Below are 24,557 nucleotides of genomic sequence, written 5' to 3'. Positions count from 1 at the left end.
TCTCTAAATATGGGGAATTAGAAAATGGCGACAAAAGAACCATGGTTTACATCATTTAAACCATACACAGGTAATTTAGATCAAAACCCTGTGCAAATTGATGAATATTTACCTGTTGGAAAAAGTATCGTTTTGGGCTTGCAACATGCATTTGCAATGTTTGGTGCAACGGTTCTCGCACCTTTGCTGATGGGCTTTGATCCCAATTTGACTATATTTATCACGGGTATCGGCACGATTTTATTTTTCCTGATGACGGGTGGAAGAATGCCGAGTTACCTCGGATCTAGTTTTGCATTTATTGGCGCTGTCGCTGCTGCAACGGGCTATGCAGGTGTGGGGTCAAATCCAAATATTGCCTTGGCTTTAGGGGGGACCATCGCTTGTGGTTTGGTGTATGCAGGAATTGGTTTAATTGTCATGAAGACGGGAACTGGTTGGATTGAAAAGTTGATGCCACCGATTGTTACGGGTGCAATCGTGATGATTATTGGTCTAAACTTAGCACCTGTCACCATTAAAAGTGTTTCTGCAAACCCATTTGATACTTGGATGGCAATTCTGACAATCCTTTGTATCAGTGCGATTGCTGTATTTACCCGAGGCATGATGCGTCGCTTATTGCTCTTACTGGGGTTGGTGTGTGCATATGTTCTATATTTTATCCTTGCCAATTTAATGGGCTTTGGCAAAGCGATCGATTTTGCAGTCATTAGCAATGCGGCGTGGTTTGGTCTCCCGCATTTTGTTGCACCCTCGTTTAATGCAAACGCCATGTTGTTAATTGCGCCAGTAGCAATAATTCTGGTCGCTGAAAACTTAGGTCACTTTAAAGCTGTATCTGCAATGACGGGTCGTGATTTATCACCTTATATGGGTCGTGCATTTTTTGCAGATGGGGTATGTACCAGCTTGTCGGCTTCTGTTGGGGGAACAGGTATGACCACATATGCTGAAAATATTGGGGTTATGGCCGTCACTAAAATTTATTCAACCACAGTTTTCGTAATCGCTGGGATCTTTGCAATTTTGTTGGGCTTATCACCTAAATTCGGTGCTGTGATTAGTACTATTCCTATTGCTCTTTTAGGTGGTGCCTCAATTGTGGTGTTTGGTTTAATCACAGTGGCTGGTGCAAAGATTTGGATTGATAATAAAATTGATTTCACTAAAAACAGTAGCTTAATTATTGCTGCGGTCAGCTTGATCATGGGCGCAGGTAATTTTAGTGTACATATTGGTTCATTTGATCTTGGTGGAATTGGTACAGCAACTTTGGCTGCAATTTTATTGAATCTAGTTTTAAATCGTAGAGAAAAACAGCCCGATGAGATCAAGCTAGAATCAAGTGATGCTGCAAAGTCCTTATCGCAGTCCTCTTAAGCTAAAGGCGCAGATTGAGATTTTAAGTGATTGAACAGTAGATTTTATAGTGAACGGTGTGGCATTTAGTAGGTTAGGGACAATGAGATGATATACGGCATGTCCTTGAGCAAAGTTTGTACCTGAGTGAAAGTATGGAATCAAGATTTTGCAAAGATTAATCACATGCACAAAAATTTGCGACGCTTGCAGTGAGTTTGTAAAAAGCGTTACAGCATAGGTGATTTTTCCTTGTTTGACTATAAGCAAGAGAATTGAATATAGGGTATGAATTCAAGCTTTAGTATTGCAATTTTAAAGCGATTATCGGGGAAATTCGTATCCATATTGGTGGCTGAAATTTTTACAGATATTTGGTTTTTTAGGGTGCTGCCCTGTGCGACAAATTTTGTCGCACAGGGCATTTCTCTATCTAGTATTTAATTCTCCAATAAATATAATAGAACCTGTAAGCACGATGAGATTTAAAATATGAAAGACTGGATTAAGATACGCGAAATTTTAAAAAATATTCAAAATCGGCAAAATAAAAAACAGACTATTTACTTAGTCGGTATGGTTGATTTAAATGAATTGGATATTTCATGGTTGATTGATGAAGACTACATTGAAATTGATGATGCTATTTCTTACTTAGATAATAGAGATATTGTTTTTATTAAGAATTTAACTTTTAAAGGAAAGAAATTACTTTATCAGTTAAGTATTTAAATCTACTTTTTATAATAGATAATGAGGGTGTTTTATAATAATAATGAAGAATTAAAATAAATAATAATTTAATTTTTATTTTAATAAAAATAAACAAAAAATAAAAACTTATTATAATAATTTAATAATTTAATAAATATAAATAATAATATGATAATTAATAATTTAAATCCAAATCAATATTCAATTATTGGTTTGGATTTTTTATATTATGCAACCCAAAAAATAATTTTTTAGTCTTCATTCACGAATTAAGACTTGTTTATTTGCTGAACTCTCGCTAAAACTATGGATGTTTTATACATAGGCAATAAAAAGGATTTTATGATGAAACGCCCAAAGTATATTGATAAGACTGAATGGGAAGCGCGTTGCCAGTTGGCAGCACTCTATCGTTTAATTGCACATTATAGAATGACTGATTTGATAGATACCCATATCAGTTTACGTGTCCCGCATGAGCCTGATCATTTTCTGATTAACCGCTATGGTGTAACATTTGATCAGATGAAAGCTTCAGATTTGGTGAAAATTGATCATGAAGGGAATATTGTGGCAGATTATGATCAAGGCAAAATGGTCAATGTTGCAGGCTTCGTCATTCATTCTGCCTTACATCATGCTAAAGATGATATTCACTGTGTCATTCATACCCATACGGCGGATGGCATAGCTGTTTCTGCACAAGAAAAAGGTTTATTGCCTTTGTCACAACATGCGCTGAAATTTTATAACAATATTGCTTATCATGAATATGAGGGTATCGCTTTTTCTACAGCTGAAAGAGAACGTTTGGTTCAGGATTTGGGAAATTATCGTTGCATGATTTTACGCAATCATGGTTTGTTAGCCACTGGAAACAGTATTGCAAGAGCATTTCATGAAATTTATTTTTTAGAGCGAGCTTGTCAGGTTCAGATTAAAGCCATGAGCAGCTCAAAACTTCATTATCCGAGTAAGCAAATATGCGAATATACGGTGAAGCAATTTGAAAGTGATGCTGCTGAACCGATTGTTCAGGCTGCTTGGAATGCTGCTTTATCATTGATTAAAGATCAGAAAAAAGATTTTTGTGCTTAAACACGGCTTCTAACTTGTTCAATAAGCTCGACATAAAAAACCTCCATCTATACATGCGGAGGTTTTTTATTGCATATGAATTAGCTGTTTAAATCAAACCAAATAAATTGGCTATCTTCATGTGCAGTGAGTGTCGAATCTTCGTCAAATAAATAACCATCACCTGCTTTAACGACTTGACCCGCAATATCAATCTCACCATCGATTACATGTACATAGTTAAATTTTTGGGTTGCTTTAACTTCAAGGGTATGACCTTTTTCCAGATATGCCGCTTTAATTTCAGCATCTTGACGAATATGCATTGGCGCATTGTTATTTGGGCCAACAATCAATTGCCATTCATTGGGTGATTTTTTAGGATCACGTTCAATTTGTTGATAATTCGGTTCGGCATCTTGAACATTTGGAATTACCCAAATTTGTAGCATATGAACTGCTTCATCACCTTGGTTGATTTCACTGTGTTGTACACCTGTACCCGCACTCATCAATTGCCATTCACCCGCATGGATATGACGTTCATTTCCCATGCTGTCTTTGTGTGAGATAGTACCTTTAAGCACACAAGTCAAAATTTCCATGTTGTCATGTGGGTGAGTACCAAAACCTTTATGTGCTGCAATGGTATCGTCATTGATTACACGTAAAGAACCAACACCCATATATTTAGGGTCATACCAACTACCAAAAGAGAAACTATGTTTGGTATCTAACCACCCCATTTTTACATGACCACGGTTTTCACTGTGATGTAAAAAAGTATTCATCTCAAATCTCCAATTCTTTATTTTTTAACATGAATGAATTTTAATATTTAAGTAATTGGGATGAAATAGCAAATAAGCAACATATTGTTTTATTTTTGGAACGATAAATTTTTATCTTTGCAATAAAAAACCAGTGTATGCACACTGGTTTTTTATTTTATCAAGTATAAGATTATTCTAAGAATTTAACCGTTACACCTGATTTAACTTTTTTACCTAAGTCATTGGCATCCCAGTTGGTCAAACGAATACAACCATGTGAAGCTGTTTTCGAAATTGCAGATGGATTTGGTGTACCATGAATACCAAATGATTTTTTGCTCAATCCAATCCAGATATTCCCTACAGGAGCATTTGGACCAGGTGGTAATGATAATGGTTTTAAGTTTTTACCTTGTACAAAGTTACTAGGTGAATAGCTATACCATGGGTTTCGTGCAACTCCAGTAACTTTATAAGTTCCTTTTGGAGATGGTGTATCAGAACTACCAATTGTTGCAGGGAAAGAGCCAACCATTTGGTTTTGTGCATTAAACAAATATAATTGCTTCGCACCTTTGTGCGCGACAATCAAATGAATATTTTCAGGTAATTCATTGCGAATATTCGTCACAACGATTTTTTCACCAACTTTATTAAATGTCGCTTTAGGATTCAGTTTCTTTAAAAACTCTTCGTCCATGTGAAATTTTTCACCTAGCATTTCTGTTACACGAGTGTAATACAGGCCTGGCATTTTTGCTTGTAATGCATAATCATGAGGAATCGATTTTGCATAAGGACCTTTTAGGTCTTCAGCTGTTATCGTATATTCCACAAAAGCAGGCTTATTGCCTTGTTGAGAAACTAAAGCATCCCAAGTTTCTTGAGTCAATTCACCAGTAGGTTTAATACCATTCATTTGTTGGAATGAAGCGATTGCTTTAAGCGTATTCATACCGCTTGAACCATCAATGGCACCAGGTGAAGCATGGGCATTATTTAACATGACATGGGCACGGGCATAGACAGGGAATTGACCCTTACCAATATTTTCGTACCATTGTGCATTGTTTATTCCATCTAAAGTCCATGACGCTTTAGGTGCATTAGGATTGCTTGCCGTTTTTGCAGTCGTGGTCTGTGGTGAAGATGGAGAGATAGCGGTACCTGAGTTTTTATCCTCAGTTTTTTCTAAATTTTGTAGCGTATTTGCAGCTTTGTCTAAGTCTTGTTGCTCTTGCTGACTTATCTGTGTTTCTACACTTGAAGCAGAATCATCAATAGCAAGTGGATCAATAGGATCTTCAACAGGAGCAGCAACTTTTTTAGGCGTTAGAGGTTGCTCAGCTGTAGATGCAGCAAAAGCTGTACCTGTTAATAAACAGCTTAAACTCAAAGCAAGAATTGAGCGAACGAACATGTAGATCAACCTTAAGAATTATTCATAATTTATAACTAAAAATCTGTGTAAGTATTGCAGAAATTATAAGGTGTTGCAGTATTTGTTTTGTGTTAATCATTTTTTTCTATAGACATTTTCCTAGTCTGCAAGTTTTGTTTTATTTTCGTATACCCGTGGGAATTTAAATCTAAGTAATCAAATCGGGTCAGTTGACAATTCGTCTACGTTTGCGACTACGTGTATTTTTTAGGCGATACTAGGAGCGGAGTATGAAATTTAGTCATTCTAAGTGATGAGGAACATTGTTTCGCAAGGTAACGACGTAGCGTCAAAAAACACGCTAGCCCTCTGCTGCGCCTTGCGCTGCAAACAAAGCAGTGCTTTGTTCTTGCTTAGGGTAGTGGCTAAATTTATCTCAGCCTTCGTTATGAAACTCGAAAATAGTCTCGCTATTCTCTTCATGCTTTACGACGTATACGTCTCATGCTCAATTTTAATCTACAACGCAAGCCATTTATGAAATATCAACAGACCCTAAACTTTGTTGAGAAAAATTTTCTAGAAATGGTTATGGAGCAAACCTTTTTGCTATGATGGGGCGAATTTAATTTTTGATTGGGAAAGTAAATGACGACCTTAAAAAATGATCGTTTTCTACGTGCCTTATTGCGTGAACCTGTAGATACGACTCCAGTTTGGATGATGCGTCAGGCTGGGCGTTATTTACCAGAATATCGTGAAACACGTGCGAAAGCAGGTGATTTTCTTTCTCTTTGTAAAAATACAGAATTTGCTTGTGAAGTGACTTTACAACCTTTGCGCCGTTATGAGCTTGATGCTGCAATTCTATTTTCAGACATTTTGACTGTTCCCGATGCTTTAGGTTTAGGACTTTATTTTGAAACTGGAGAAGGTCCTAAATTCCATAAAACAGTTCGTACAGAACAAGATGTGGCTAATTTACCGAAATTCAATGCCAAATCTGATCTGGCTTATGTAATGAACGCTGTTTCAACCATTCGTTCAGCTTTGGCTGGTCAAGTGCCTTTGATTGGTTTTTCAGGTAGTCCATGGACCTTGGCAACATACATGGTGGAAGGCGGTTCAAGCAAAGACTTCCGTTTTACGAAACACATGATGTATGCACAACCTGAAGTTTTACATGCTTTATTAGATCGTTTAGCCGATGCTGTAATTGACTATTTAAATGCCCAAATTGAGGCGGGTGCTCAAGCCGTACAAATTTTCGATAGTTGGGGTGGCGCATTGGCGCACCGTGAATATCTAGAATTTTCGCTCAAATATATGCAGAAAATTGTTGCTGGGTTAAAACGAGAGCATGAAGGACGTAAAGTGCCTGTGATCTTATTTACCAAAGGTGGTGGTCAATGGTTAGAGCCAATGATTGCAACTGGTGCAGATGGATTTGGCTTAGATTGGACTACGCCAATAAACGTGGCTCGTCAAACAGTTAATGGACGTGCAGCATTACAAGGGAACTTAGATCCAGCAACCTTGTATGGTTCAGCTGATTCTATTGAAAAAGCAACCAAAGCTATGCTTGATGATGCTTATGCTAATGGAGAGAAAACAGGTTATATTGCCAACTTAGGTCATGGAATTACGCAGTGGGTTGATCCTGAAAAACCCAAAGCATTTATTGATACTGTACACCAATACAGTGCCAAATATTTAGGTTAACTTATTGTTGTAAATGTATTTATGATCTATTTTAAATCATTATTTGAATTTCTACTTAAGGCAGCATCGGCTGCCTTATTTGGTATTTTATTGTTGATTGCATTTATTACTACGGCGAATATGGGCAGCCATGAATTTTATGGTTTATTCCGTTATGACTATTTATTATTATATGCGCTGATCATTCAAGCCTGTTTATTGTTTTTAAAACTTGAATCTTGGGCAGAAGCCAAAGTCATTGCTTTATTTCATATTATGGCTATGGGTATGGAAATTTTTTTAACCCACCCACAGATTGCTTCTTGGCAATATCCACAACCTGCCATTTTTAAACTTTTGACTGTGCCTTTATTTGCAGGATTCATGTATTCTGCAGTTGGCAGTTTTTTTGCCCGTTCTTTACGTTTGTATCAGGTTTCTTTTTTAAATTTGCCCAATTTTGCCAATATGTTGTGTCTAGCAGTTTTGTCTTATCTCAATTTTATGAGCAAATTTTTTATTCCAGATTTTCGAAATGCACTATTTATTTGGAGTGTGGTAATTTTTTGGAAAACAAAAGTTCGTTTTGAGTTACAGCAGCATGAATTTCAGCTTCCGATGTTACCAGTACTGGTCGTTTTGGCATTTTTAATTTGGGTTGCTGAAAATATTAGCACTTTTAATAAAATTTGGTTGTACCCAAGTCAAGTAGATGCATGGCATATGGTGGGATGGGGGAAGCTAGGCTCTTGGTATTTACTCTTACTTTTAAGTCTAGTTTTGGTCCTTAAAATTCTTGGAGTACGTAATAAAGAAGGTGAATGGTCACTAAAAAAGTACAATAAATAATTTCGTAATTGTCACATTTAGATTTGCATATCTGAATTTATGTGATAAATCTAAATAGGTGTAATCAAACTTACACATAATGGAAAATAACAATTTACATATGTTGAATTAAAACAATGCATATGAAAATTCTGGAGAATTATATGTTAAAAAAAATCGCTTTAGCTGCTGTATTGGCTGCGGGTTCAAGTGTTGCTATGGCTGATCCAGATGTGGGTTGTGGTGTCGGCTCGCAAGTTTGGGCTGGTCAGTCTGGAAAAGTACCTAAGATTTTAGCGGCAACCACTAATGGTCTTTTCACTAACCAATTATTAGGTATTACATTTGGTACTTTAGGATGTAATGGTAATGGCAAAGTAACTGCTCAAGTCGTGACATTTACCAATGAAAACTCAGAATCTCTTGCACGTGATATGGCTGTAGGACAAGGTGAAAGCCTAAACGTACTTGCTTCATTATTAAATGTTAAAGATGCAGATAAAGCACGTTTCAATGCTGTGGCGAAGTCAAACTTTGCCAGTATCTATTCAGCAGAAAATCAAAATTCTCTACAAGTATTAGCATCACTTCAGCAAGTGATGGCAAAAGACGAAGTGTTAAAAGCATACGTTTAATGCGCCAAAACCCTGCCTTGTTGCAGGGTTTTTTTATTTAAATTTTATCGAATACCCATTATTGAGAAATGAATTTTGCATGAGTAAATCTTAAGTTAACTCCTGTATTGAACCGACATTTTTTAATTGCACAGTTTTATAATATATCTATATAAATTGATGATTGAATGAAATATTTAGTATTTAGCTTAAGCTTACTCAGTTCATTTTTTACAACTCATTTGCATGCAGAATCATCTTTAGAGAAATCGCATGTATTAGAAAATGCATTAAAACTGGCACAACAAAAACGACTAGCCAGCAATATCACATGGAAACGTTTACTTTATGCAGAAGATGCCTCTGTCAAAAATGTAAATCAAAGTGAAGTTAGTTATTCGGGTTATTTTTTTGCTCAAGATGGCCGTCAGAATATTCAAAATGAAATGAATGCGGATATCACTGCACTGTTTCAACTCGCCGATGTCAATCAATCTATTCGTTGTAAATTTCCTGCGCGTAGCCAATGGCTGATGCAACAATTGAATATTTCACAACAACAATTACCAGTTGTATCTTGTCCTGAATTTGATCAATGGTATGCACAGATCAAACCTTATCAAGTGACGTTGATTTATGCGACTGATTTTATGGGTAATCCAAGCTCAATGTTTGGGCATACTTTGCTACGTCTTGATCCTAAAGATCAAAAGCAGCTCAATTTAGTCTCTTATGCAGTGAATTACGCAGCCACAGTAAACAGTGATGATAATTGGTCTTATGCATGGAAAGGGGTGGTTGGCAAATATCCTGGTGAATACTCTTTAATGCCTTATTATCGCAAAGTGAAAGAGTATGGTGATTTTGAAAGCCGTGATCTTTGGGAGTATGAACTGAATTTAGATCCTGAAGAGACTGCATTTTTGGTAAAACACATTTGGGAAATGCAAAAAGTCAGTTTTCCTTATTATTTTGTCAGTGATAATTGTGCCTATCGTTTATTGGGATTGATTGATTTAGTCCGCCCAAGCTCGAATTTACGCAAGCAATTTACGTATGCAGCGATCCCGATTGAAACCATTAAAGCCGTAGAGCAACAGGGATTAGTACGAGAAGCGGTATATCGTCCAGCGTTAGAAACACAATTAAATTCGCAGGCCAAACAACATGGTCATGCTTTGGCAAAAAAAGCCCATGCAATTACGGTGTTAGAACCGCAGCAGATGCAAGAGGCTTTAATTAATTACGATGATCAAGATCGCGCAAAAATATTAGAAATGGCCTATGACGATTTATATTTACAATTTGTTGCTCGTCAGGTCGATGCAAGTTTTACCCAACCGCGCTTTAGACAACTCTTAGGCTTACGTAGTCAAATTCCTATAGAGAAACAACGTTTAGCACCTGTACGTCCGAAAGTTGATCCAGTCAATGGACATGATTCGCGTAAGTGGTCCATAGAAGCGGGTGAGGTTCAAGGTGGAAAATATGTACAAATTGGTCATCGTCAGGCCTATCACGAACTAAAAGATCCGCAGGGCGGCTTCCGTACAGGCACACAATTGATGTTTTTAGATGGTGCCGCGCAATGGCGTGATGATCGACTGAAATTGGAACATCTTGATTTATTAACGGTAAACTCTTATAACCCCATCACCCCATTTAAAATGCCAATCACCTGGGGTTTTACTTTGGGCTGGCAGCAGGAAGCCATTCAAAATGGACAATTCAGCGATCAGCAACAACATGGGGTGGTCAGTGCAAAAGCCCAATCTGGTTATACTCTTGCAGATGATGATCGTAAGCATCTTTGTTATGCAGAGCTGCAAACACAGCTTCAAGCAGGTACGTCATTGGATAAAGGCTGGCGTGTTGGTCTAGGACCAACACTGGGCTGTCAAAATGTATGGTCAGATCGTTTAAACAGTATTGTTCAAGTTGAATTACCTTATTGGCAAGATTCAAGTAAGTGGAATTTACGGATCCAGAGCACAATGCAATATTCACTCAATCGTCAAAATTCATTAAACGTCAATTGGGAATACCAACAACAAAACCAACTCGATTGGCAAAAAATTGGTTTAGGCTTTGTACATTATTTTTAAAGAGGGATCTGACAAATCGGATTTTGAGAATGACATACTGCGATAAGTATTAATCAATCGCAAGCCAAGGTTCTTTATACAAGTAGATTATTGATTCTCAAACTTAGAATTTGTTGCCAATTGTTTAGAAAAGGACTTTTGGTTTTAATGAATGAACCACCTTGATACAATTGTTTCACTGTATCAAGATAATCCGCATCGACAGCTTCTTCCAACTCTTTAAAATCTGCGTGAATTTCTGCCTGTATCTGATAGGTCCTTGCACAAATTAATTCGCCCACCTTATTTTTTAAATATGAAATCTCAGATTTAAGTGTATTTAAGCTGATTTGTTCATCACTATAGAGATAAATATGTAGTAGCTTTAGGGTCAAGCCCATAGGATTCAGAATCAAAATACATATGATTTCAAACTCCCGAGGTGTTAAAAGAATTGATTGATCATTGATTATTATTTTCTGTGGCACTGAAAATGCATGGATGGTTAAATGATTGAAGGGTTGTGCATATAATTTTTGTGCAATGATCTCAGCGCATTGTGTAACGGCCAATTGTCCAAAAATATTTGCTTGATTTAAGCTGTGAAATAAAACTACTTCACCACATGCTTCCCCTGATTTTAAATCAAGAATAGGTGCACTATAAATATACTGATCTAGCTTTGTTTTTAAATCTTGATCTTGCTGGAATCCTGCGAATTGATCTGTATTGGCTGAACACCAGAGTTGATTTTTTTTGCATATCCTTGATCTGTACCACGACAGATGCTAGGTGGGCCGTGTTGAGTAAATCCTGCTGACATTGAATCAGTGCGGATTGTAAAGCTTGTTGGAAAATTGAGTTTGGTTGAGTGGAGTTTAATTTTTCTTTTTTGATTCTTGTTTTTTTAGCATGTGGTTTTGAATGCATCACATAATCCATTTATGCATATATACTAAATAATATCTTAAATTAAACAAACAAATAACAAAGTAAAAAAATATATTAATTTCATTACTTTTCTTTTAATTATTCATTTTTCATAAATTTTTCGATTTCCTATTATAAGCTATTCAACTTTTCTCCTACCTTTGTTTGATAGATTTATCTAAAAGCAGTTTTATACGACTAAGAAGGCGTTATGTTCATAGGATTGAACAAAAAATATTGACGTCATCCAAGGAAAGGCACTTTTTTTGCTTATACAAAAAAAGGCAAATTTAAAGGTACGATGATGGACGCTCGAAATGAACAATCAACTATCGTAAAAACAGAAGATTCCAAAGAATATTTTGCTCAACGAGAATTAAAAAAGGGCGCAGTTGGCTGGCTACTATTGGTCGGTTTAGGGGTTGCCTATGTGATTTCAGGTGACTTTGCTGGATGGAACTTTGGTATTGCACAAGGTGGTTGGGGTGGTATGTTTGTCGCTGTCATTTTTGCTGCGATTATGTATCTATGTTTATGCCTTTCAATGTCAGAAATGTCGACTATGCTTCCTACAGCAGGCGGTGGATACAGTTTTGCGCGTATGGCTTTTGGACCATTTGGAGGTTATTTAACAGGAACAGCGATTCTGATCGAATACGCCATCGCTCCGGCAGCAATCGCGACCTTTATTGGTGCATATTGCGAATCATTATTTGGAGTGGGCGGATGGCTAATTTATTTAATCTGTTATTTGGTCTTTATGGGAATTCACTTAAAAGGTGCAGGTGAAGCACTTAAAATCATGTTTGTGATCACAGCTATTGCTGTTGTTGCAGTTGTGGTTTTCCTTGTCGCGATGGTTCCTCACTTTAACAGCGCCAATTTATTTGATATTGCACCAGATTTAGCTAAAGCAGGCGCGAGTAGTTTTTTACCACAAGGTTATATAGGAATCTGGGCAGCAGTTCCGTACGCAATTTGGTTCTTCCTTGCAGTGGAAGGCGTTCCTTTGGCCGCGGAAGAGGCAAAAGATCCAGCACAATCTTTACCACGCGGTTTGATGGGTGCAATGTTGATTTTGGCTGCTTTCGCCATTTTAATTTTAATACTGAGTGCGGGTGCCGCAGGTGCAAGTGTACTCAAAGATTCAGGTGCCCCTTTGGTGGATGCCTTGGTTAAAGTATATGGGCATGGCATGTTAGCAAACTTTGTAAATTTTGTTGGTTTGGCAGGCTTAATCGCAAGTTTCTTCTCGATTATCTATGCATATTCGCGTCAAATTTTTGCCCTCTCTCGTGCGGGTTATTTGCCAACATCATTGTCGCTGACCAACAAAAATAAATCGCCGTATTTAGCCGTGATTATTCCAGGGATTATTGGCTTCATATTATCATTGACTAAACAGGGTGACTTACTGATTTTGATTGCGGTATTTGGTGCGACGATTTCTTATGTTTTAATGATGATGGCACATATCAAATTACGTATTTCACAGCCTGATGTATATCGTCCATATCGAACACCAGGTGGTATTTTTACCTCAAGTATTGCGTTGATCTTATCAATTGTCGCGGTGGTTGCAGGTTTTCTTGTCGATCCTAAAGTCTGGTTTATTGCTTTGGGTATTTATGTGGTCTTCATTGTTTATTTTCTTGTTTATAGTCGTCATCATCTGATTTCAGGTACACCTGAAGCAGAATTTGCCAGCATTAAGGCAGCAGAACAGGAATTATAATTATGAGTTATCGTTATAGCGTTGCTCAGCAACAATATATTTTCCAAGATTTAAAAACCCTAATGGCAAAGGCAACGCCATTACGTTCTGGAGATGAATTGGCTGGTGTTGCTGCCAGTAATGCAACAGAACGTGTGGCAGCGCAGATGGCCTTGGCAGAAGTCCCTTTAAAAATTTTTTTAAATGAAACGGTTATTGACTATGACAAAGATGATATTACGCGTTTAATTATTGATGAACATTGTGATGATTTATTTGCACCGATTTCACACTTTACTGTGGGTGATTTTCGAAATTGGTTGCTGAGTGAAGATGCAACTTCCGAAAAATTGACCAATTTAGCTAAGGGTTTAACCCCTGAAATGGTTGCTGCTGTGAGTAAAATTATGCGTAATCAAGATTTAATTCTGGTTGCGAGTAAATGCGAAGTGGTCACCCAATTTCGTAATACAATTGGTTTAAAAGGTCATTTATCTACTCGTTTGCAACCGAATCATCCAACGGATGATATATTGGGTATTTCAGCCAGCTTATTGGATGGTCTGATGTATGGCAATGGTGATGCTGTCATAGGGATTAATCCTGCCACAGACAATCTCCATAATTTGTCAGAGTTGTTAAAGTTACTTGACCATATTATTCAAGAATATGAAATTCCGACGCAATCTTGCGTGTTAACCCATATCAGTTCAGGGATTCAACTTGCAGAACGTAATATTCCAATTGATTTGATGTTCCAATCTATTGCGGGTACGCAACTGGCTAATGAAGGTTTTGGAGTTACTTTAGATTTACTTCAGGAAGGTTATGAGGCCACTTTAGCACTCAATCGAGGCACAATTGGTCAAAATGTGATGTACTTTGAGACTGGACAAGGCAGTGCTTTATCCAGTAACGCACATCATGGTGTTGACCAGCAAACTATCGAAGCGCGAGCCTATGCAGTCGCACGTAAATACAATCCATTATTGGTTAATACTGTGGTCGGGTTTATTGGACCAGAGTATTTGTATGATGGTAAGCAGATTATTCGTGCTGGATTAGAAGATCACTTCTGTGGCAAATTACTGGGTGTACCTATGGGTTGTGATATTTGTTATACCAACCATGCTGATGCAGATCAAAATGACATGGACGTACTACTCACCTTGTTTGGCGCTGCGGGAATTAACTTTATCATGGGAATTCCAGGTTCGGATGATGTGATGTTGAATTATCAAACCACATCTTTTCATGATGCATTATATTTACGTCAGTTAATGGGATTAAAACCTGCCCCTGAGTTTTCGGCTTGGTTAGATCAGCAAGGAATTTTGCACCAAGAACAACGGCAAATTCATTGGCCTAGTAGCATGCCAAAAAACTTTGCTAAATTATTATCATAAAAAGGAGAGTAAATCATGAAGCTCTCAAAACTTGAAACTTTTCCAAATGGTTTTCACGAAGATCCTTGGCATAAGTTAAAACAATATACTGATGCCCGAATTGCGATGGGAAGAGTAGGATGTAGCATTCCAACCCAAGAATTGCTTAAGTTTCAACTCTCTCACGCACAGGCCAAAGATGCTGTTTTTCACCAATTAGATACTGAAAACATGCAAGCTCGGCTTAGAGATTTAAAATTTGAAAGTCTCATTGTGGAAAGTAAAGCAACTGACAAAGAAGTATATTTAAAACGTCCCGATTTGGGACGTGAGTTATCGGAACAGGCTCAAACTCAGCTCAAGACTTATGTGCAGCAGCACCCACAGCAATGTGATGTATGTATCGTGGTTGGTGATGGCTTATCTGCGCGAGCAATAGAGGAGAATGCGATTGCTTATATCAATTCTTTACGTGAACATATTGATACTGAGGGTTGGAAACTTGCCCCTATTGTGATTGCGACAGGTAGCCGTGTGGCATTAGGTGATGAAGTGGCACAAAGTTTTAATGCGCCGTTGCTAATTATGTTAATTGGTGAACGGCCTGGTTTAAGTTCACCTGATAGTATGGGTATCTATTATACGTGGAAAGCGAGAAAAGGTTGTTTGGATTCCAGCCGAAACTGTATTTCCAATGTAAGACCTGCGGGGCTGAGTATTCAAATTGCCACACAGCGTTTAATGGCATTGATGCGTAATTCATTCAAATTACAACTTTCGGGTGTAGATTTAAAAGATGACCATGTGGTTCCATTACAAAGCGATGAGCATCTAAAAAAATTATTATTTTAATTGTTAAATTCTTTATACCTTCAGGAAAGCAATGTTTTAGTTTTATAAGGCATGGCTTTCTTAATGCACAAATTTATTCAAGAGTGAGCTTCTTGGACATGGCCAAATTTAGAAAAATAAACTGAATAATGGCAAGCATCTCACTTAAATGTTGCATAACTAATCCACGTTATAACTCAGTATTTTTATTAAATATGCTTGATGTGGCATTTTAGCAAAGTCTATTTTTGAACAGAAAAAGGCATTTGGACGATCAACTTTTTACACAATTTAGATCATGCTGTTGATGGTATCGCAAGCATATATCGACATACTTCGAGAGACTTATTCGATCGAAATATCAGAAAAAAAGAGATGCAATGACATGTAAATGAGTCGAAATGACCTATGGAATTATACCCAGTTAAGTAAAATTCTAATAAGCGCACCAGCTAAATTAAAAAAATGATAATCAGCCAGAGGCAGGATCAACCATGGGCATTTTAAAAAAATTTATTAAATCGAGTGTATATCATGAGCCATTACCTATTCGCCGTGATGTCAGATTTAACTTACCTGCGGAGCGAATCGCAGATTGGCATACCGCCGCAGGTCCAATTTTTACCGCATTGCTAAATACGTTTTCTATCGTCTTGCCGATTGGAGAGCGTTTCTTTATTGATGCGGTAAGGGCACATCGTGATTTAGTCCAAGACCCTGAATTACAAAAAGCAGTGACTGCATTTATTGGTCAAGAAGCGATGCATGGACGTGAGCATGAAGAATATAACCAAGCCTTATTTGCACGCTCACCGATTGCACCAAAATTTGAAGCATTGGTTTTAGAGATTTTTGGTCTGCTTAAACAGCATTTACCTGCATATTTTTGGCTCAGTGGAACAATTGCATTAGAACATTTTACCGCTTTATTGGCAGATTCTGTATTACGCACACCTGAGTTATTTGAAGGCGCTGAAGAACATTATGCCAATATTTGGCGTTGGCATGCTTTTGAAGAAACCGAACATAAAGCTGTAGCTTTTGATGTATGGAATACTGCAATGGGGCATGGTCCTTATGCCTATGCTGTTCGTAGTTTTGGATTGGTGGTCGCAACGATTGTGTTCTGGGGCTTAGTGATTCCTGTATTTTTGACCATTGTTAAAGGAGAAGGGAAGTTAAGCGATTTATCCAGCTGGAAAAAGACCTATCATTATACCTTTGGCGGTATAGGCGTATTAAGAAAGCAATTGGGAAATTATATCGATTATTTCCGTCCAAACTTCCATCCGTGGGACCATGAGAATCGTCAATACATGCAACAAATGGAGCAATTGATTTATCAATTGGCTGAAAAAAAATAATCAAATATCATATTTAAAGGATTGGCTGTGTGTTTGTGATATATCGCACAGCAAATGATTTTGAACAGCTTATCGAGCAGTTCATTTCATTATAGTGATTTGCTCGATAAGCTTTAAATCTGTATGAATTAAAAAAACTTGAGAAAAATGATTCAGCTCAATCATTGATACAAACTATTTAAATAATTTGCCTGCTTGAGAAAGGATCTTTTTGCCTTTTTGAGTGACTTCTAATGTGACATCTGGTGTTTCACTTGTACCTAAAACATTACGATAAACTACATATTGATATGTACCACTGTTAAAAATGTAGTGATGATCGCCGCCTGAACCATCCATTTCAACACGACCTTGATTTAAAATCAGATCAGGTTTTGTCGCTTGCGACTGTTTTGTTCCCCAAGATGCATAACGGTATTTACCATTGGGCATGGCATCTATACGCACTTGAAATTTGGCTGTTTTAAACTGTAATTCAGGTGTTTTAAAATTTTTAAGTGATGAATGTAATTGATTTTTTTGTTGTGAAATCAGCTGTGCTTTATATTTTTGTTCAGCATCACTACTGTAGTTAATGGCTTTAATTTTATGACCATCTAACCATAGTGTGCCACCATTGAGCATCACACCACGCCAACCCATACTTTCCCATTGTGATGGTTTTGAGTTGGCGATCTCTTGAATAAGTTGAGTATCAAACACTTGGTTAAAGCGTTGTTTCATCTGGGTTGCATTGGCAATACTTGGGATGGGTTCTTCACGATGTAAGGGATAGGTAATGTTATTTGAAATCGCGGTGATATTTTTATTTTTAAATAATTTAATGACACTTTGCACATCTTTTAATTCGTTGGCATTTAGATTGTCGGCAAAGGCGCTAGTGGCAGTTAACGCTGAAATAAAGATCAGTAAATTTTTCATTTAAAATATGGCATAAGGCTAAGATAATTTAAATCATATAGTTTTAAGTGGACAATAAGCGAATGTTTTACAAATATAAGTTATAGGAAAGCAAAAAATATAAAAAAGCTTATATTTGAACGCACTGATCATCAAAAAAAGTCACCAGTTTTACTGACTCAAACTTCAACCACAACAAAATATTTTTTAACTACCTCAATAACTTCAAATGTACCGATAAATGAAGGCGGGATAATTCCTGCTTCACCAGCTTTAATTTCTACAAATGATGAGGTGTTTTTATCGTGCAAACGAACAATACCTTCAATTAGCTGAAAAAATTCCTGTTTATTGTCTGCAAATTGAATATCCCATGCACCAACCTCGCATTGCCAAATACCACAATTCATATTGGGATGTTCATACAAACTTTGCGTGAGTCGTTTGGGATTTCCTTTAACCAACCGTTCTGCACGAGGATAGTCGATACTGGTTTCACTGTGCGTTAAACCATGACCTGCCAACCAAATTAAAGACATTGTAAAACCCTATCGTAAAATAAAGCCTCAATAAAATGAGGCTTTGATATTTATATTGCTTACTGAATGATCCGTCTTAATGTGCTTCAGGCACGGCAGATAAAAATTCACGACGTGCTTCTTTATCTGTTTTAAAATCACCAACAAATGACACAGTACGTGTGGTCGATTCTTGTTTACTGACACCACGCATCATCATACACATGTGCGCTGAATCAATGACCACAGCAACACCACGTGCTTGGGTAACTTCAGCCACGGCATCTGCGATTTGTTTGGTCAACTGTTCTTGAATTTGTAAACGGCGAGCAAACATTTCTGTGATACGGGCAAATTTAGACAGTCCTAAAACATTGCCAGAAGGGAGATAGGCAATATGTACACGACCATGAAAAGGCAATAAATGATGCTCACATAAAGAATAAAATTCAATATTCTTTACCAAGACCATTTCATCATTATCAGAAGGGAAGACCGCATTATTGGTCACTTCTTCTAGCGTTTTGCTATAGCCAGACGTCAAGTACGAAAAAGCTTTAGCCGCACGCATAGGCGTATCTTTCAGACCAGGACGGTCTAAGTCCTCGCCAACGGCAGTTAAAATATTCGCGTAGGATTGCTGCATAGACATAAAACGTGTTCACTTATACGGTTTGAACAAGGACGGCATTGTATCAGAAAAATGAATAATATTTTCTAATTACAAGATAAACCGACACTTATGAGAGTTTTGATCATTTAAAACGAATGATCATGGATTTCCATTTAATTTTGGATTTCTTTCAGCACGTTTCAGTAAAACTAAAACTGCGCCTGTGCCACCTTGTTTTTCAGGAGCACTGACAAAAGCTAAAACATCACGATGTTGACGAAGCCAGCCGTTCACATAAGTTTTGAGTATGGCTTCTGGGCCTTTGCCATGGACAATTTTAATGACATTTTGGTTTTCATCTTTTGCCATTTGTATGATTTGCAATACAGCAGAGCGCGCTTCTTCAACAGTACAACCATGTAAATCAACAGCTTCAAACCAGCGTAGATTACCAGCTTTTAAGTCTTCAAAAACTTTATGTTGTAGTGTTGCGATGCGATAGCTTAAAGCCGCCTGACTTGCAACAGGATTTAAAATCGCTTGAGTATCTGACAATTCTGCATCATTAATTTCAAATGCACCTTCAGCCGCCGCGCGTTTGGCAAGGGTTTTTGCATCAGGTTTTTTGCGCAAATCACTACGCTCGATTTTGGCAATATTGCCGTTATCAAGTTTGGTTACACCGCCAAGTGCGGTTTTAAACAAATCAGCATCATCTAACTCCTCAGGTACTTTTACTTGGGCATTCTTACTTTCAGGTTGCACTGCAACTTTTGAAGAGTGAGGAGGAGTGATTTGTTTTTTGAATTGTTTTAATAAATCAAGCTGTGATTTAGAGAATGTGGAATCAGATTTACTCATAATTGCAAAAAACAGTAAATGGACGGTATTAGGCGCTCAGTATAGTCTGAATCTTGTCAAATTTGAACTGAATTGAATTCACACAGTTATATCTGCTTTGATCATGACCTGAATGTTGGGAGTTGAAAAATTTATAGGGGGAGTGGGAGAAATATGAAAACAGGGTGAGCGAACTCACCCTTTGACTTTTAATTACACTGTTTCAGGCAGACCAAACAAAGCATTAAATGCATGATCAGGGCGTGGTTGTTTCATAAAGCTTTCACCCACAAGGAACGAATGAATATCGTGTTCTTGCATCATGCGCACATCATCTGGTGTTGCAATACCACTTTCAGTAATCAGTAAACGTGAAGGTGGTAGTAACTTCTTCAAGCGCAATGAGGTATTTAAATCGACATCAAAGGTCTTTAAATTACGGTTATTTACACCCAGTAAACAATGCTCTGAAAGTTGCAATGCACGTTCTAGTTCTGCTTCATCATGAACTTCGACCAAAACATCAAGGTTCTGCTCAAATGCGGTCTTTGACATTTCTTCAAGTTGTTGATCTGACAAACAAGCCACAATCAATAAAATACAGTCGGCATGTAAAGCACGCGCTTCGATAACGCCGTAAGGATTAATCAGAAAATCTTTACGTAGCGCAGGTAATTCACAGTGACTACGTGCGATCTGAATATTTTCATCAGCACCTTGAAAGAAATCTAAATCTGTTAAAACAGATAAGCAGGCTGCACCAGCTTGCTGGTATTGTTGAGCAATTTCAGCAGGGTTAAAATTTTCACGAATTATTCCTTTTGATGGTGAGGCTTTCTTAATTTCAGCAATCACACCTGGGCGTTTACTGTATAAAGATTTCGCAAAACCTCGCACAGGTGTTGCAGCTTGGGCAAGCACTTCTACATCGTTTAAACTACGTTGCTTTAAACGTTGAGCAAATTCTTCGTATTTACGATCAACAATTTTACCCAACATTGTATTGGCAATATCCACCATGATAACGTCCTCTAATCCTTAAGCTTCATACTCTTTGAGTGTTTTGGTAAATTCAGACAAAATGCCCATTTTTTCTAAAGCTTGCCCACCATAGATAATATCATGCGCTAAAGCGACACCTTGTTTATAACTCTTGGTCAGACCTGAAACATAGATTCCAGCACCTGCATTTAATGCCAGCATACTGGCTGCTTTTTCACCTTTTGCTGATTTCTTCTTACCGAGCGCATCTTTGATTAATGCTAGGCTCTCAGCAGCACTATCAACAGAAAGACCAGTTAAGGTCTGAGACTCAATATCTACATCTTCAGGTTGAATCATCCATTCCGTGATTTCATCATTTTTTAGTTCGGCAACATAGGTTGATGAAGCTAAACTGATTTCATCTAATCCATCTTTTGAATGAACCACCATGACATGTTCAGCACCCAATTGTTTTAGAACTTCCGCTAAAGGACGGCACAATTCTGTAGAAAATACACCAATCACATAGCGTCGTACCCCAGCCGGATTCGTAAGCGGGCCAAGGAGATTAAAAATACTGCGGAATCCCAATTCTTTACGTGGACCAGCAGCATATTTCATTGCTTTGTGATGATTTGGGGCAAATAAGAAACCAACCCCCATTTCGCGGATGCATCGTTCTGTCTGGTGCATATTTAAATCAAGGTTAATCCCGGCCTGTTCTAAAAGATCAGACGAGCCTGATTTAGAGGAAACACCACGATTACCATGTTTTGCAATAGTTGCACCTGCTGCCGCAATAACAAATGAAGAGGCAGTAGAGACGTTAAATAGGTTCTGTCCATCACCACCCGTACCAACAATATCAATTAAATGCGGGATATCACCCACATCAATTTTAATTGCAAACTCACGCATTACACGTGCTGCAGCGGTGATTTCGTCAATACTTTCACCTTTTAAACGAAGTCCCATCATAAATGCACCAATTTGGGCATCTGTGGCTTCACCACGCATGATGGTCCGCATCACTTCTTCCATTTGAGGTTGAGTGAGTTCGATATTTTTAGTGATGTTATTTAAAGCTTGTTGAATATTCATTATCTTGTACTACACACATTAAGCATAAATTTCTAAAAAGTTTTTAAAGATCTGATGACCATGTTGACTCAGAATGGATTCTGGATGGAACTGCACGCCTTCAATTGGCAATGTCTTATGTTTGACACCCATAATTTCTTCAATAGAGCCATCTGCTTCATTGGTCCAGCAAGTGACTTCAAGACATTCAGGCACACTGGCTTGATCAATCACAAGTGAATGATAACGTGTTGCTGAAAATGGAGAAGGTAAGTTGCTGAAGATCCCTTGGTCACTATGGTACATGTCAGATAAACGACCATGCATCACTGTTTTGGCACGCACAATTTCGCCGCCAAAAGCCTGACCAATCGCTTGGTGACCTAGGCATACACCGAGTGTTGGAATTTTTCCTGCAAAATGCTGAATTGCAGGGATAGAAATTCCTGCTTCAGATGGTGAGCAAGGACCGGGACCAATCACTAAGTACTTTGGTTGCCATCGTTCGATATCCTCTAAGGTCACGGCATCATTGCGAACAACTTTAACGTCTTGGTTTAACTCGCCAAAATATTGGACAATGTTATACGTAAAGCTATCGTAATTATCGATCATTAGAAGCATATTGATATTAACCTATAGAAATTTATCAATTTATTTTGTTTGATGAATTTGGATACCCATTAGGTTACCCATTTTGAAAAAAGTACCTAGTTACAGCACAAAATAAAAAAAGCCTGCTAGGTGCAGGCTATGATATCAGATTCTTGTTTAAATTCTTCCACTTTTTACTTTGCATAGGAGTCATATCCGAACACATCTTTTCCGAAATTCGATTGGGTTGTTTGATATTTACTTGCTTAATTTCAGAGTAGAACTTTTTGCGACCATATCCAAGTAATCAATAAAAACCTTTTCTCGGACACGACGATCAATTTCCATTAACCTTCCTTCTTTACCATCCAGATATTCAGTCCATATACATTGTTTAGTTTGATTTACACCACTTCTCCCAAACTATTAACCACTTCACTTGGCAAATCATTCGATTCAGCTGGCTGATCACTGATTACATAAAGAGATATACAAAAGTGGCAGAACGAAACGAGCTGATACAGAGCGAATTGATAAAGAAAAATTAGATGAAGCATGGCTCTTAGATTGAGGGCTACTTAGTTTTAGAAAGAAGCGCTAAGCACAATGAAATAAAAATCATGCCAATCCAACCAATGGGTGCCAATTTTTCCCCAACTAAAACAATAGCTAATATGGCAGCAACTAATGGCTCAAATAACGTTAAGGTAATCGCTTTACTTGCTGGGACAGTTTTTAATCCATATCCGAATAAGACATAACCTAAAAACATTGGAATGAGCATCATATAGCCAACCACATAAATATTTATATTTTCCTCAAACAAATTTGCACCAGTAAAAAATAATGTTGGCAGTAAAAATAGAGATCCAATACCAAATATTAGGCCCATAGAGGCTTTTGAATCTATACCTCTATCTATCAGTTTTTTGGCAATCCAAGAATATAACGCATAGGTAAGTCCTGCCAGAGCTCCTAAAAATATTCCTAGAATTTGTCTATCATTTGTAATCTGTTTTGACGAAATCGATGAATGACTTTCTCCAATTGATAATAAAATTACACCACTAATACCCAACACAAAACAAATAAACCACTTAATAGAAAGCTTTTTATGATCAAAAAATCTTTCTAAAAGAGCTGTAAATAGTGGTGCTGTGCCAATCGAAACGACTGTCCCGACTGTAATTCCCGCTAGATGCATTGAAGAATAAAATGCTAATGGGTAAATGAAAACAGAAATGACACCTATGGAAAGAATGATTAAATTAGAATTTATCTGAGTTATGTTATTTTTAATGTTCTTTCGAGCTAAAATTGCCTGTAAAAGGCCACCACCGCCCATTGCTGCTGCACCAATAGCAAGAGGACTAAGATTTGGGGCAAAAGTAGCTATTGTACCTGTAGTTCCCCAAAGAAATGCCGCTAAAAGAACTGCAATAAAACCATAACTAGAAGAATTCGAAATTGAATGATTCATTGAATGGCCTCTTGTTCTAGAATGCTAATTACAATTTTTTTGGCTGCTTTAATTTTTTGACTAGAACCTTCCAAACCAGCTCTCGCAATTGAACCCTCTAAAATAAAAGAAAACATTAATGCTATTTCATGAGCTTTTTCGTGATTTGAAATAAGCAGTGAGAGTTGATTTAAAATAATATTTTCAATTTCATCTTTATGTGATTTTATTGCCTTTCTTTCAACACTATTAGCAGGAAATTCAGCAGCTGCATTCAGTAATCCACATCCTCTAAATCCTTTTTCATAAGCAAACTCAGCATGATCTTGATATGCATCGAAAACAGCTAAAATACTTTCGAGGGGAGATTTAGCTTGAGCATTCCTTTTCTGATACAGATCCAGCCATTCTTGATGCCTAAATTCAACGTATGAAGAGATTAGAGCGGATTTAGTTGGGAAGTTGTTATACAGTGACATTTTCGCAACACCAGCCCTATCAGTAATTGTATTTATTCCTGTGTTAGCAATTCCATCGTTATAAAACAATGTAGCTGCAGCTTCTAAGATTTTTTCTTTAGCAGATTTAGTTTTCATATTAAAAAATTAGGTAGACCGATATACCTAATATAAACTTGTCGCAATTAATTTCAACATTTTTATTTTGGGAATATGACCTAGGGAGCAGAGCGAAGCGGTTTTTAAGGCAGGCTTGCTCTAAACTCTTAAAATTAGAATTAGGGTAGGGTAACGAAATCACGCTATGGCTCATTGATACTGTTTGAACATACAATGAGTGTAGTACTTTGAAT

The 24,557-nt window shown here is 37.4% G+C and carries 24 protein-coding genes; 11 read left to right on the top strand and 13 right to left on the bottom strand.

Annotated elements, in window-relative coordinates:
* Window positions 1–24 precede the first annotated feature (24 nt).
* From rutG to WFN33_RS16200, 3 genes are all read left to right on the top strand, one after another.
* Window positions 25–1,383, top strand: coding sequence for a pyrimidine utilization transport protein G (gene rutG, locus WFN33_RS16210; protein WP_336954035.1), 1,359 nt, complete (start codon window positions 25–27; stop codon window positions 1,381–1,383).
* A 471-nt stretch (window positions 1,384–1,854) separates the two neighbouring features.
* Window positions 1,855–2,094, top strand: coding sequence for a hypothetical protein (locus tag WFN33_RS16205; RefSeq protein ID WP_336954034.1), 240 nt, complete (start codon window positions 1,855–1,857; stop codon window positions 2,092–2,094).
* Window positions 2,095–2,421: 327 nt separating this feature from the next.
* On the top strand, window positions 2,422–3,174 hold the full coding sequence (locus WFN33_RS16200; protein WP_336954033.1) for a class II aldolase/adducin family protein: 753 nt from the start codon (window positions 2,422–2,424) through the stop codon (window positions 3,172–3,174).
* 80 nt (window positions 3,175–3,254) lie between these two features.
* Here the strand turns inward: WFN33_RS16200 and WFN33_RS16195 are convergent, their stop codons facing one another.
* Together WFN33_RS16195 and WFN33_RS16190 are read right to left on the bottom strand one after the other, a co-directional pair.
* Window positions 3,255–3,944 carry a pirin family protein gene (locus WFN33_RS16195; RefSeq protein ID WP_336954032.1) on the bottom strand — a complete coding sequence of 230 codons (690 nt, stop codon included), beginning with the start codon at window positions 3,942–3,944 and terminating at the stop codon, window positions 3,255–3,257.
* Window positions 3,945–4,116: 172 nt separating this feature from the next.
* Complete coding sequence (locus WFN33_RS16190) at window positions 4,117–5,346, bottom strand: L,D-transpeptidase family protein (protein ID WP_336954031.1); 1,230 nt, start codon at window positions 5,344–5,346, stop codon at window positions 4,117–4,119.
* Window positions 5,347–5,955: 609 nt separating this feature from the next.
* Here WFN33_RS16190 and hemE point away from each other — a divergent pair.
* The 4 genes from hemE (at window position 5,956) to WFN33_RS16170 (ending at window position 10,555) form a co-directional block, all read left to right on the top strand.
* Window positions 5,956–7,029, top strand: coding sequence for a uroporphyrinogen decarboxylase (gene hemE, locus WFN33_RS16185; RefSeq protein ID WP_336954030.1), 1,074 nt, complete (start codon window positions 5,956–5,958; stop codon window positions 7,027–7,029).
* Between the two features lie 21 nt (window positions 7,030–7,050).
* Complete coding sequence (locus WFN33_RS16180; protein ID WP_336954029.1) at window positions 7,051–7,857, top strand: DUF817 family protein; 807 nt, start codon at window positions 7,051–7,053, stop codon at window positions 7,855–7,857.
* A 143-nt stretch (window positions 7,858–8,000) separates the two neighbouring features.
* Complete coding sequence (locus WFN33_RS16175; protein WP_336954027.1) at window positions 8,001–8,471, top strand: DUF3015 family protein; 471 nt, start codon at window positions 8,001–8,003, stop codon at window positions 8,469–8,471.
* Window positions 8,472–8,638: 167 nt separating this feature from the next.
* The gene (locus WFN33_RS16170; RefSeq protein ID WP_336954026.1) at window positions 8,639–10,555 is read left to right on the top strand and encodes an Lnb N-terminal periplasmic domain-containing protein; all 1,917 of its coding nucleotides are present in this window, start codon (window positions 8,639–8,641) and stop codon (window positions 10,553–10,555) included.
* Between the two features lie 74 nt (window positions 10,556–10,629).
* Here WFN33_RS16170 and WFN33_RS16165 read toward each other — a convergent pair whose 3' ends face one another.
* Window positions 10,630–10,935, bottom strand: coding sequence for a hypothetical protein (locus WFN33_RS16165; RefSeq protein WP_336954024.1), 306 nt, complete (start codon window positions 10,933–10,935; stop codon window positions 10,630–10,632).
* Between the two features lie 259 nt (window positions 10,936–11,194).
* Window positions 11,195–11,464: a hypothetical protein gene (locus tag WFN33_RS16160; protein WP_336954023.1), complete on the bottom strand. Its 270-nt coding sequence runs from the start codon at window positions 11,462–11,464 to the stop codon at window positions 11,195–11,197.
* 304 nt (window positions 11,465–11,768) lie between these two features.
* On the opposite strand from WFN33_RS16160, the gene eat reads away from it, so the two are divergent.
* From eat to WFN33_RS16140, 4 genes are all read left to right on the top strand, one after another.
* A complete protein-coding gene (gene eat, locus WFN33_RS16155) occupies window positions 11,769–13,199 on the top strand; it encodes an ethanolamine permease (protein WP_336954022.1) in 1,431 nt (476 codons plus the stop codon).
* Window positions 13,200–13,201: 2 nt separating this feature from the next.
* Window positions 13,202–14,584, top strand: coding sequence for an ethanolamine ammonia-lyase subunit EutB (locus tag WFN33_RS16150; protein ID WP_336954020.1), 1,383 nt, complete (start codon window positions 13,202–13,204; stop codon window positions 14,582–14,584).
* Between the two features lie 15 nt (window positions 14,585–14,599).
* Window positions 14,600–15,415: an ethanolamine ammonia-lyase subunit EutC gene (gene eutC / locus WFN33_RS16145; protein WP_336954019.1), complete on the top strand. Its 816-nt coding sequence runs from the start codon at window positions 14,600–14,602 to the stop codon at window positions 15,413–15,415.
* A 473-nt stretch (window positions 15,416–15,888) separates the two neighbouring features.
* The gene (locus WFN33_RS16140) at window positions 15,889–16,758 is read left to right on the top strand and encodes a metal-dependent hydrolase (RefSeq protein WP_004724615.1); all 870 of its coding nucleotides are present in this window, start codon (window positions 15,889–15,891) and stop codon (window positions 16,756–16,758) included.
* A 174-nt stretch (window positions 16,759–16,932) separates the two neighbouring features.
* Here WFN33_RS16140 and WFN33_RS16135 read toward each other — a convergent pair whose 3' ends face one another.
* The 9 genes from WFN33_RS16135 to WFN33_RS16095 all read right to left on the bottom strand — a co-directional run bounded on the left by WFN33_RS16135 (window position 16,933) and on the right by WFN33_RS16095 (window position 24,342).
* Window positions 16,933–17,679, bottom strand: coding sequence for a hypothetical protein (locus WFN33_RS16135; RefSeq protein WP_336954017.1), 747 nt, complete (start codon window positions 17,677–17,679; stop codon window positions 16,933–16,935).
* A gap of 158 nt (window positions 17,680–17,837) precedes the next feature.
* Window positions 17,838–18,197, bottom strand: a complete 360-nt coding sequence (locus WFN33_RS16130) for a cupin domain-containing protein (RefSeq protein WP_336954016.1) — start codon at window positions 18,195–18,197, stop codon at window positions 17,838–17,840.
* A 76-nt stretch (window positions 18,198–18,273) separates the two neighbouring features.
* Window positions 18,274–18,822: a GTP cyclohydrolase I FolE gene (folE, locus tag WFN33_RS16125; RefSeq protein ID WP_171064926.1), complete on the bottom strand. Its 549-nt coding sequence runs from the start codon at window positions 18,820–18,822 to the stop codon at window positions 18,274–18,276.
* A 126-nt stretch (window positions 18,823–18,948) separates the two neighbouring features.
* On the bottom strand, window positions 18,949–19,650 hold the full coding sequence (locus WFN33_RS16120; RefSeq protein WP_336954014.1) for a Smr/MutS family protein: 702 nt from the start codon (window positions 19,648–19,650) through the stop codon (window positions 18,949–18,951).
* A 192-nt stretch (window positions 19,651–19,842) separates the two neighbouring features.
* Window positions 19,843–20,649, bottom strand: a complete 807-nt coding sequence (gene trpC / locus WFN33_RS16115; RefSeq protein ID WP_336954013.1) for an indole-3-glycerol phosphate synthase TrpC — start codon at window positions 20,647–20,649, stop codon at window positions 19,843–19,845.
* A gap of 18 nt (window positions 20,650–20,667) precedes the next feature.
* Window positions 20,668–21,714 (bottom strand): anthranilate phosphoribosyltransferase, encoded by a 1,047-nt coding sequence (gene trpD / locus WFN33_RS16110; protein ID WP_336954012.1) that lies wholly within the window; start codon window positions 21,712–21,714, stop codon window positions 20,668–20,670.
* A gap of 18 nt (window positions 21,715–21,732) precedes the next feature.
* A complete protein-coding gene (locus WFN33_RS16105) occupies window positions 21,733–22,317 on the bottom strand; it encodes an anthranilate synthase component II (RefSeq protein ID WP_004724599.1) in 585 nt (194 codons plus the stop codon).
* 544 nt (window positions 22,318–22,861) lie between these two features.
* Window positions 22,862–23,767: a DMT family transporter gene (locus WFN33_RS16100; RefSeq protein WP_336954011.1), complete on the bottom strand. Its 906-nt coding sequence runs from the start codon at window positions 23,765–23,767 to the stop codon at window positions 22,862–22,864.
* Window positions 23,764–24,342 carry a TetR/AcrR family transcriptional regulator gene (locus tag WFN33_RS16095; protein ID WP_336954010.1) on the bottom strand — a complete coding sequence of 193 codons (579 nt, stop codon included), beginning with the start codon at window positions 24,340–24,342 and terminating at the stop codon, window positions 23,764–23,766. Before WFN33_RS16095 ends, WFN33_RS16100 begins: the two co-directional genes overlap by 4 nt.
* Window positions 24,343–24,557: the final 215 nt, after the last annotated feature.

The sequence above is a fragment of the Acinetobacter sp. AS167 genome, assembly GCF_037152175.1.
Taxonomy (GTDB): domain Bacteria; phylum Pseudomonadota; class Gammaproteobacteria; order Pseudomonadales; family Moraxellaceae; genus Acinetobacter.
Note: the sequence above shows the minus strand (reverse complement) of the source record. Positions and strands in the feature narration are given on the sequence as shown.

Excerpts from the sequence above, each read along its gene's own strand:
- rutG (WP_336954035.1), top strand. The coding sequence starts at position 25 with ATGGCGACAAAAGAACCATGGTTTACATCATTTAAACCATACACAGGT.
- WFN33_RS16205 (WP_336954034.1), top strand. The coding sequence starts at position 1,855 with ATGAAAGACTGGATTAAGATACGCGAAATTTTAAAAAATATTCAAAAT.
- WFN33_RS16200 (WP_336954033.1), top strand. The coding sequence starts at position 2,422 with ATGAAACGCCCAAAGTATATTGATAAGACTGAATGGGAAGCGCGTTGC.
- WFN33_RS16195 (WP_336954032.1), bottom strand. The coding sequence starts at position 3,944 with ATGAATACTTTTTTACATCACAGTGAAAACCGTGGTCATGTAAAAATG.
- WFN33_RS16190 (WP_336954031.1), bottom strand. The coding sequence starts at position 5,346 with ATGTTCGTTCGCTCAATTCTTGCTTTGAGTTTAAGCTGTTTATTAACA.
- hemE (WP_336954030.1), top strand. The coding sequence starts at position 5,956 with ATGACGACCTTAAAAAATGATCGTTTTCTACGTGCCTTATTGCGTGAA.
- WFN33_RS16180 (WP_336954029.1), top strand. The coding sequence starts at position 7,051 with ATGATCTATTTTAAATCATTATTTGAATTTCTACTTAAGGCAGCATCG.
- WFN33_RS16175 (WP_336954027.1), top strand. The coding sequence starts at position 8,001 with ATGTTAAAAAAAATCGCTTTAGCTGCTGTATTGGCTGCGGGTTCAAGT.
- WFN33_RS16170 (WP_336954026.1), top strand. The coding sequence starts at position 8,639 with ATGAAATATTTAGTATTTAGCTTAAGCTTACTCAGTTCATTTTTTACA.
- WFN33_RS16165 (WP_336954024.1), bottom strand. The coding sequence starts at position 10,935 with ATGGGCTTGACCCTAAAGCTACTACATATTTATCTCTATAGTGATGAA.
- WFN33_RS16160 (WP_336954023.1), bottom strand. The coding sequence starts at position 11,464 with ATGCATTCAAAACCACATGCTAAAAAAACAAGAATCAAAAAAGAAAAA.
- eat (WP_336954022.1), top strand. The coding sequence starts at position 11,769 with ATGGACGCTCGAAATGAACAATCAACTATCGTAAAAACAGAAGATTCC.
- WFN33_RS16150 (WP_336954020.1), top strand. The coding sequence starts at position 13,202 with ATGAGTTATCGTTATAGCGTTGCTCAGCAACAATATATTTTCCAAGAT.
- eutC (WP_336954019.1), top strand. The coding sequence starts at position 14,600 with ATGAAGCTCTCAAAACTTGAAACTTTTCCAAATGGTTTTCACGAAGAT.
- WFN33_RS16140 (WP_004724615.1), top strand. The coding sequence starts at position 15,889 with ATGGGCATTTTAAAAAAATTTATTAAATCGAGTGTATATCATGAGCCA.
- WFN33_RS16135 (WP_336954017.1), bottom strand. The coding sequence starts at position 17,679 with ATGAAAAATTTACTGATCTTTATTTCAGCGTTAACTGCCACTAGCGCC.
- WFN33_RS16130 (WP_336954016.1), bottom strand. The coding sequence starts at position 18,197 with ATGTCTTTAATTTGGTTGGCAGGTCATGGTTTAACGCACAGTGAAACC.
- folE (WP_171064926.1), bottom strand. The coding sequence starts at position 18,822 with ATGCAGCAATCCTACGCGAATATTTTAACTGCCGTTGGCGAGGACTTA.
- WFN33_RS16120 (WP_336954014.1), bottom strand. The coding sequence starts at position 19,650 with ATGAGTAAATCTGATTCCACATTCTCTAAATCACAGCTTGATTTATTA.
- trpC (WP_336954013.1), bottom strand. The coding sequence starts at position 20,649 with ATGGTGGATATTGCCAATACAATGTTGGGTAAAATTGTTGATCGTAAA.
- trpD (WP_336954012.1), bottom strand. The coding sequence starts at position 21,714 with ATGAATATTCAACAAGCTTTAAATAACATCACTAAAAATATCGAACTC.
- WFN33_RS16105 (WP_004724599.1), bottom strand. The coding sequence starts at position 22,317 with ATGCTTCTAATGATCGATAATTACGATAGCTTTACGTATAACATTGTC.
- WFN33_RS16100 (WP_336954011.1), bottom strand. The coding sequence starts at position 23,767 with ATGAATCATTCAATTTCGAATTCTTCTAGTTATGGTTTTATTGCAGTT.
- WFN33_RS16095 (WP_336954010.1), bottom strand. The coding sequence starts at position 24,342 with ATGAAAACTAAATCTGCTAAAGAAAAAATCTTAGAAGCTGCAGCTACA.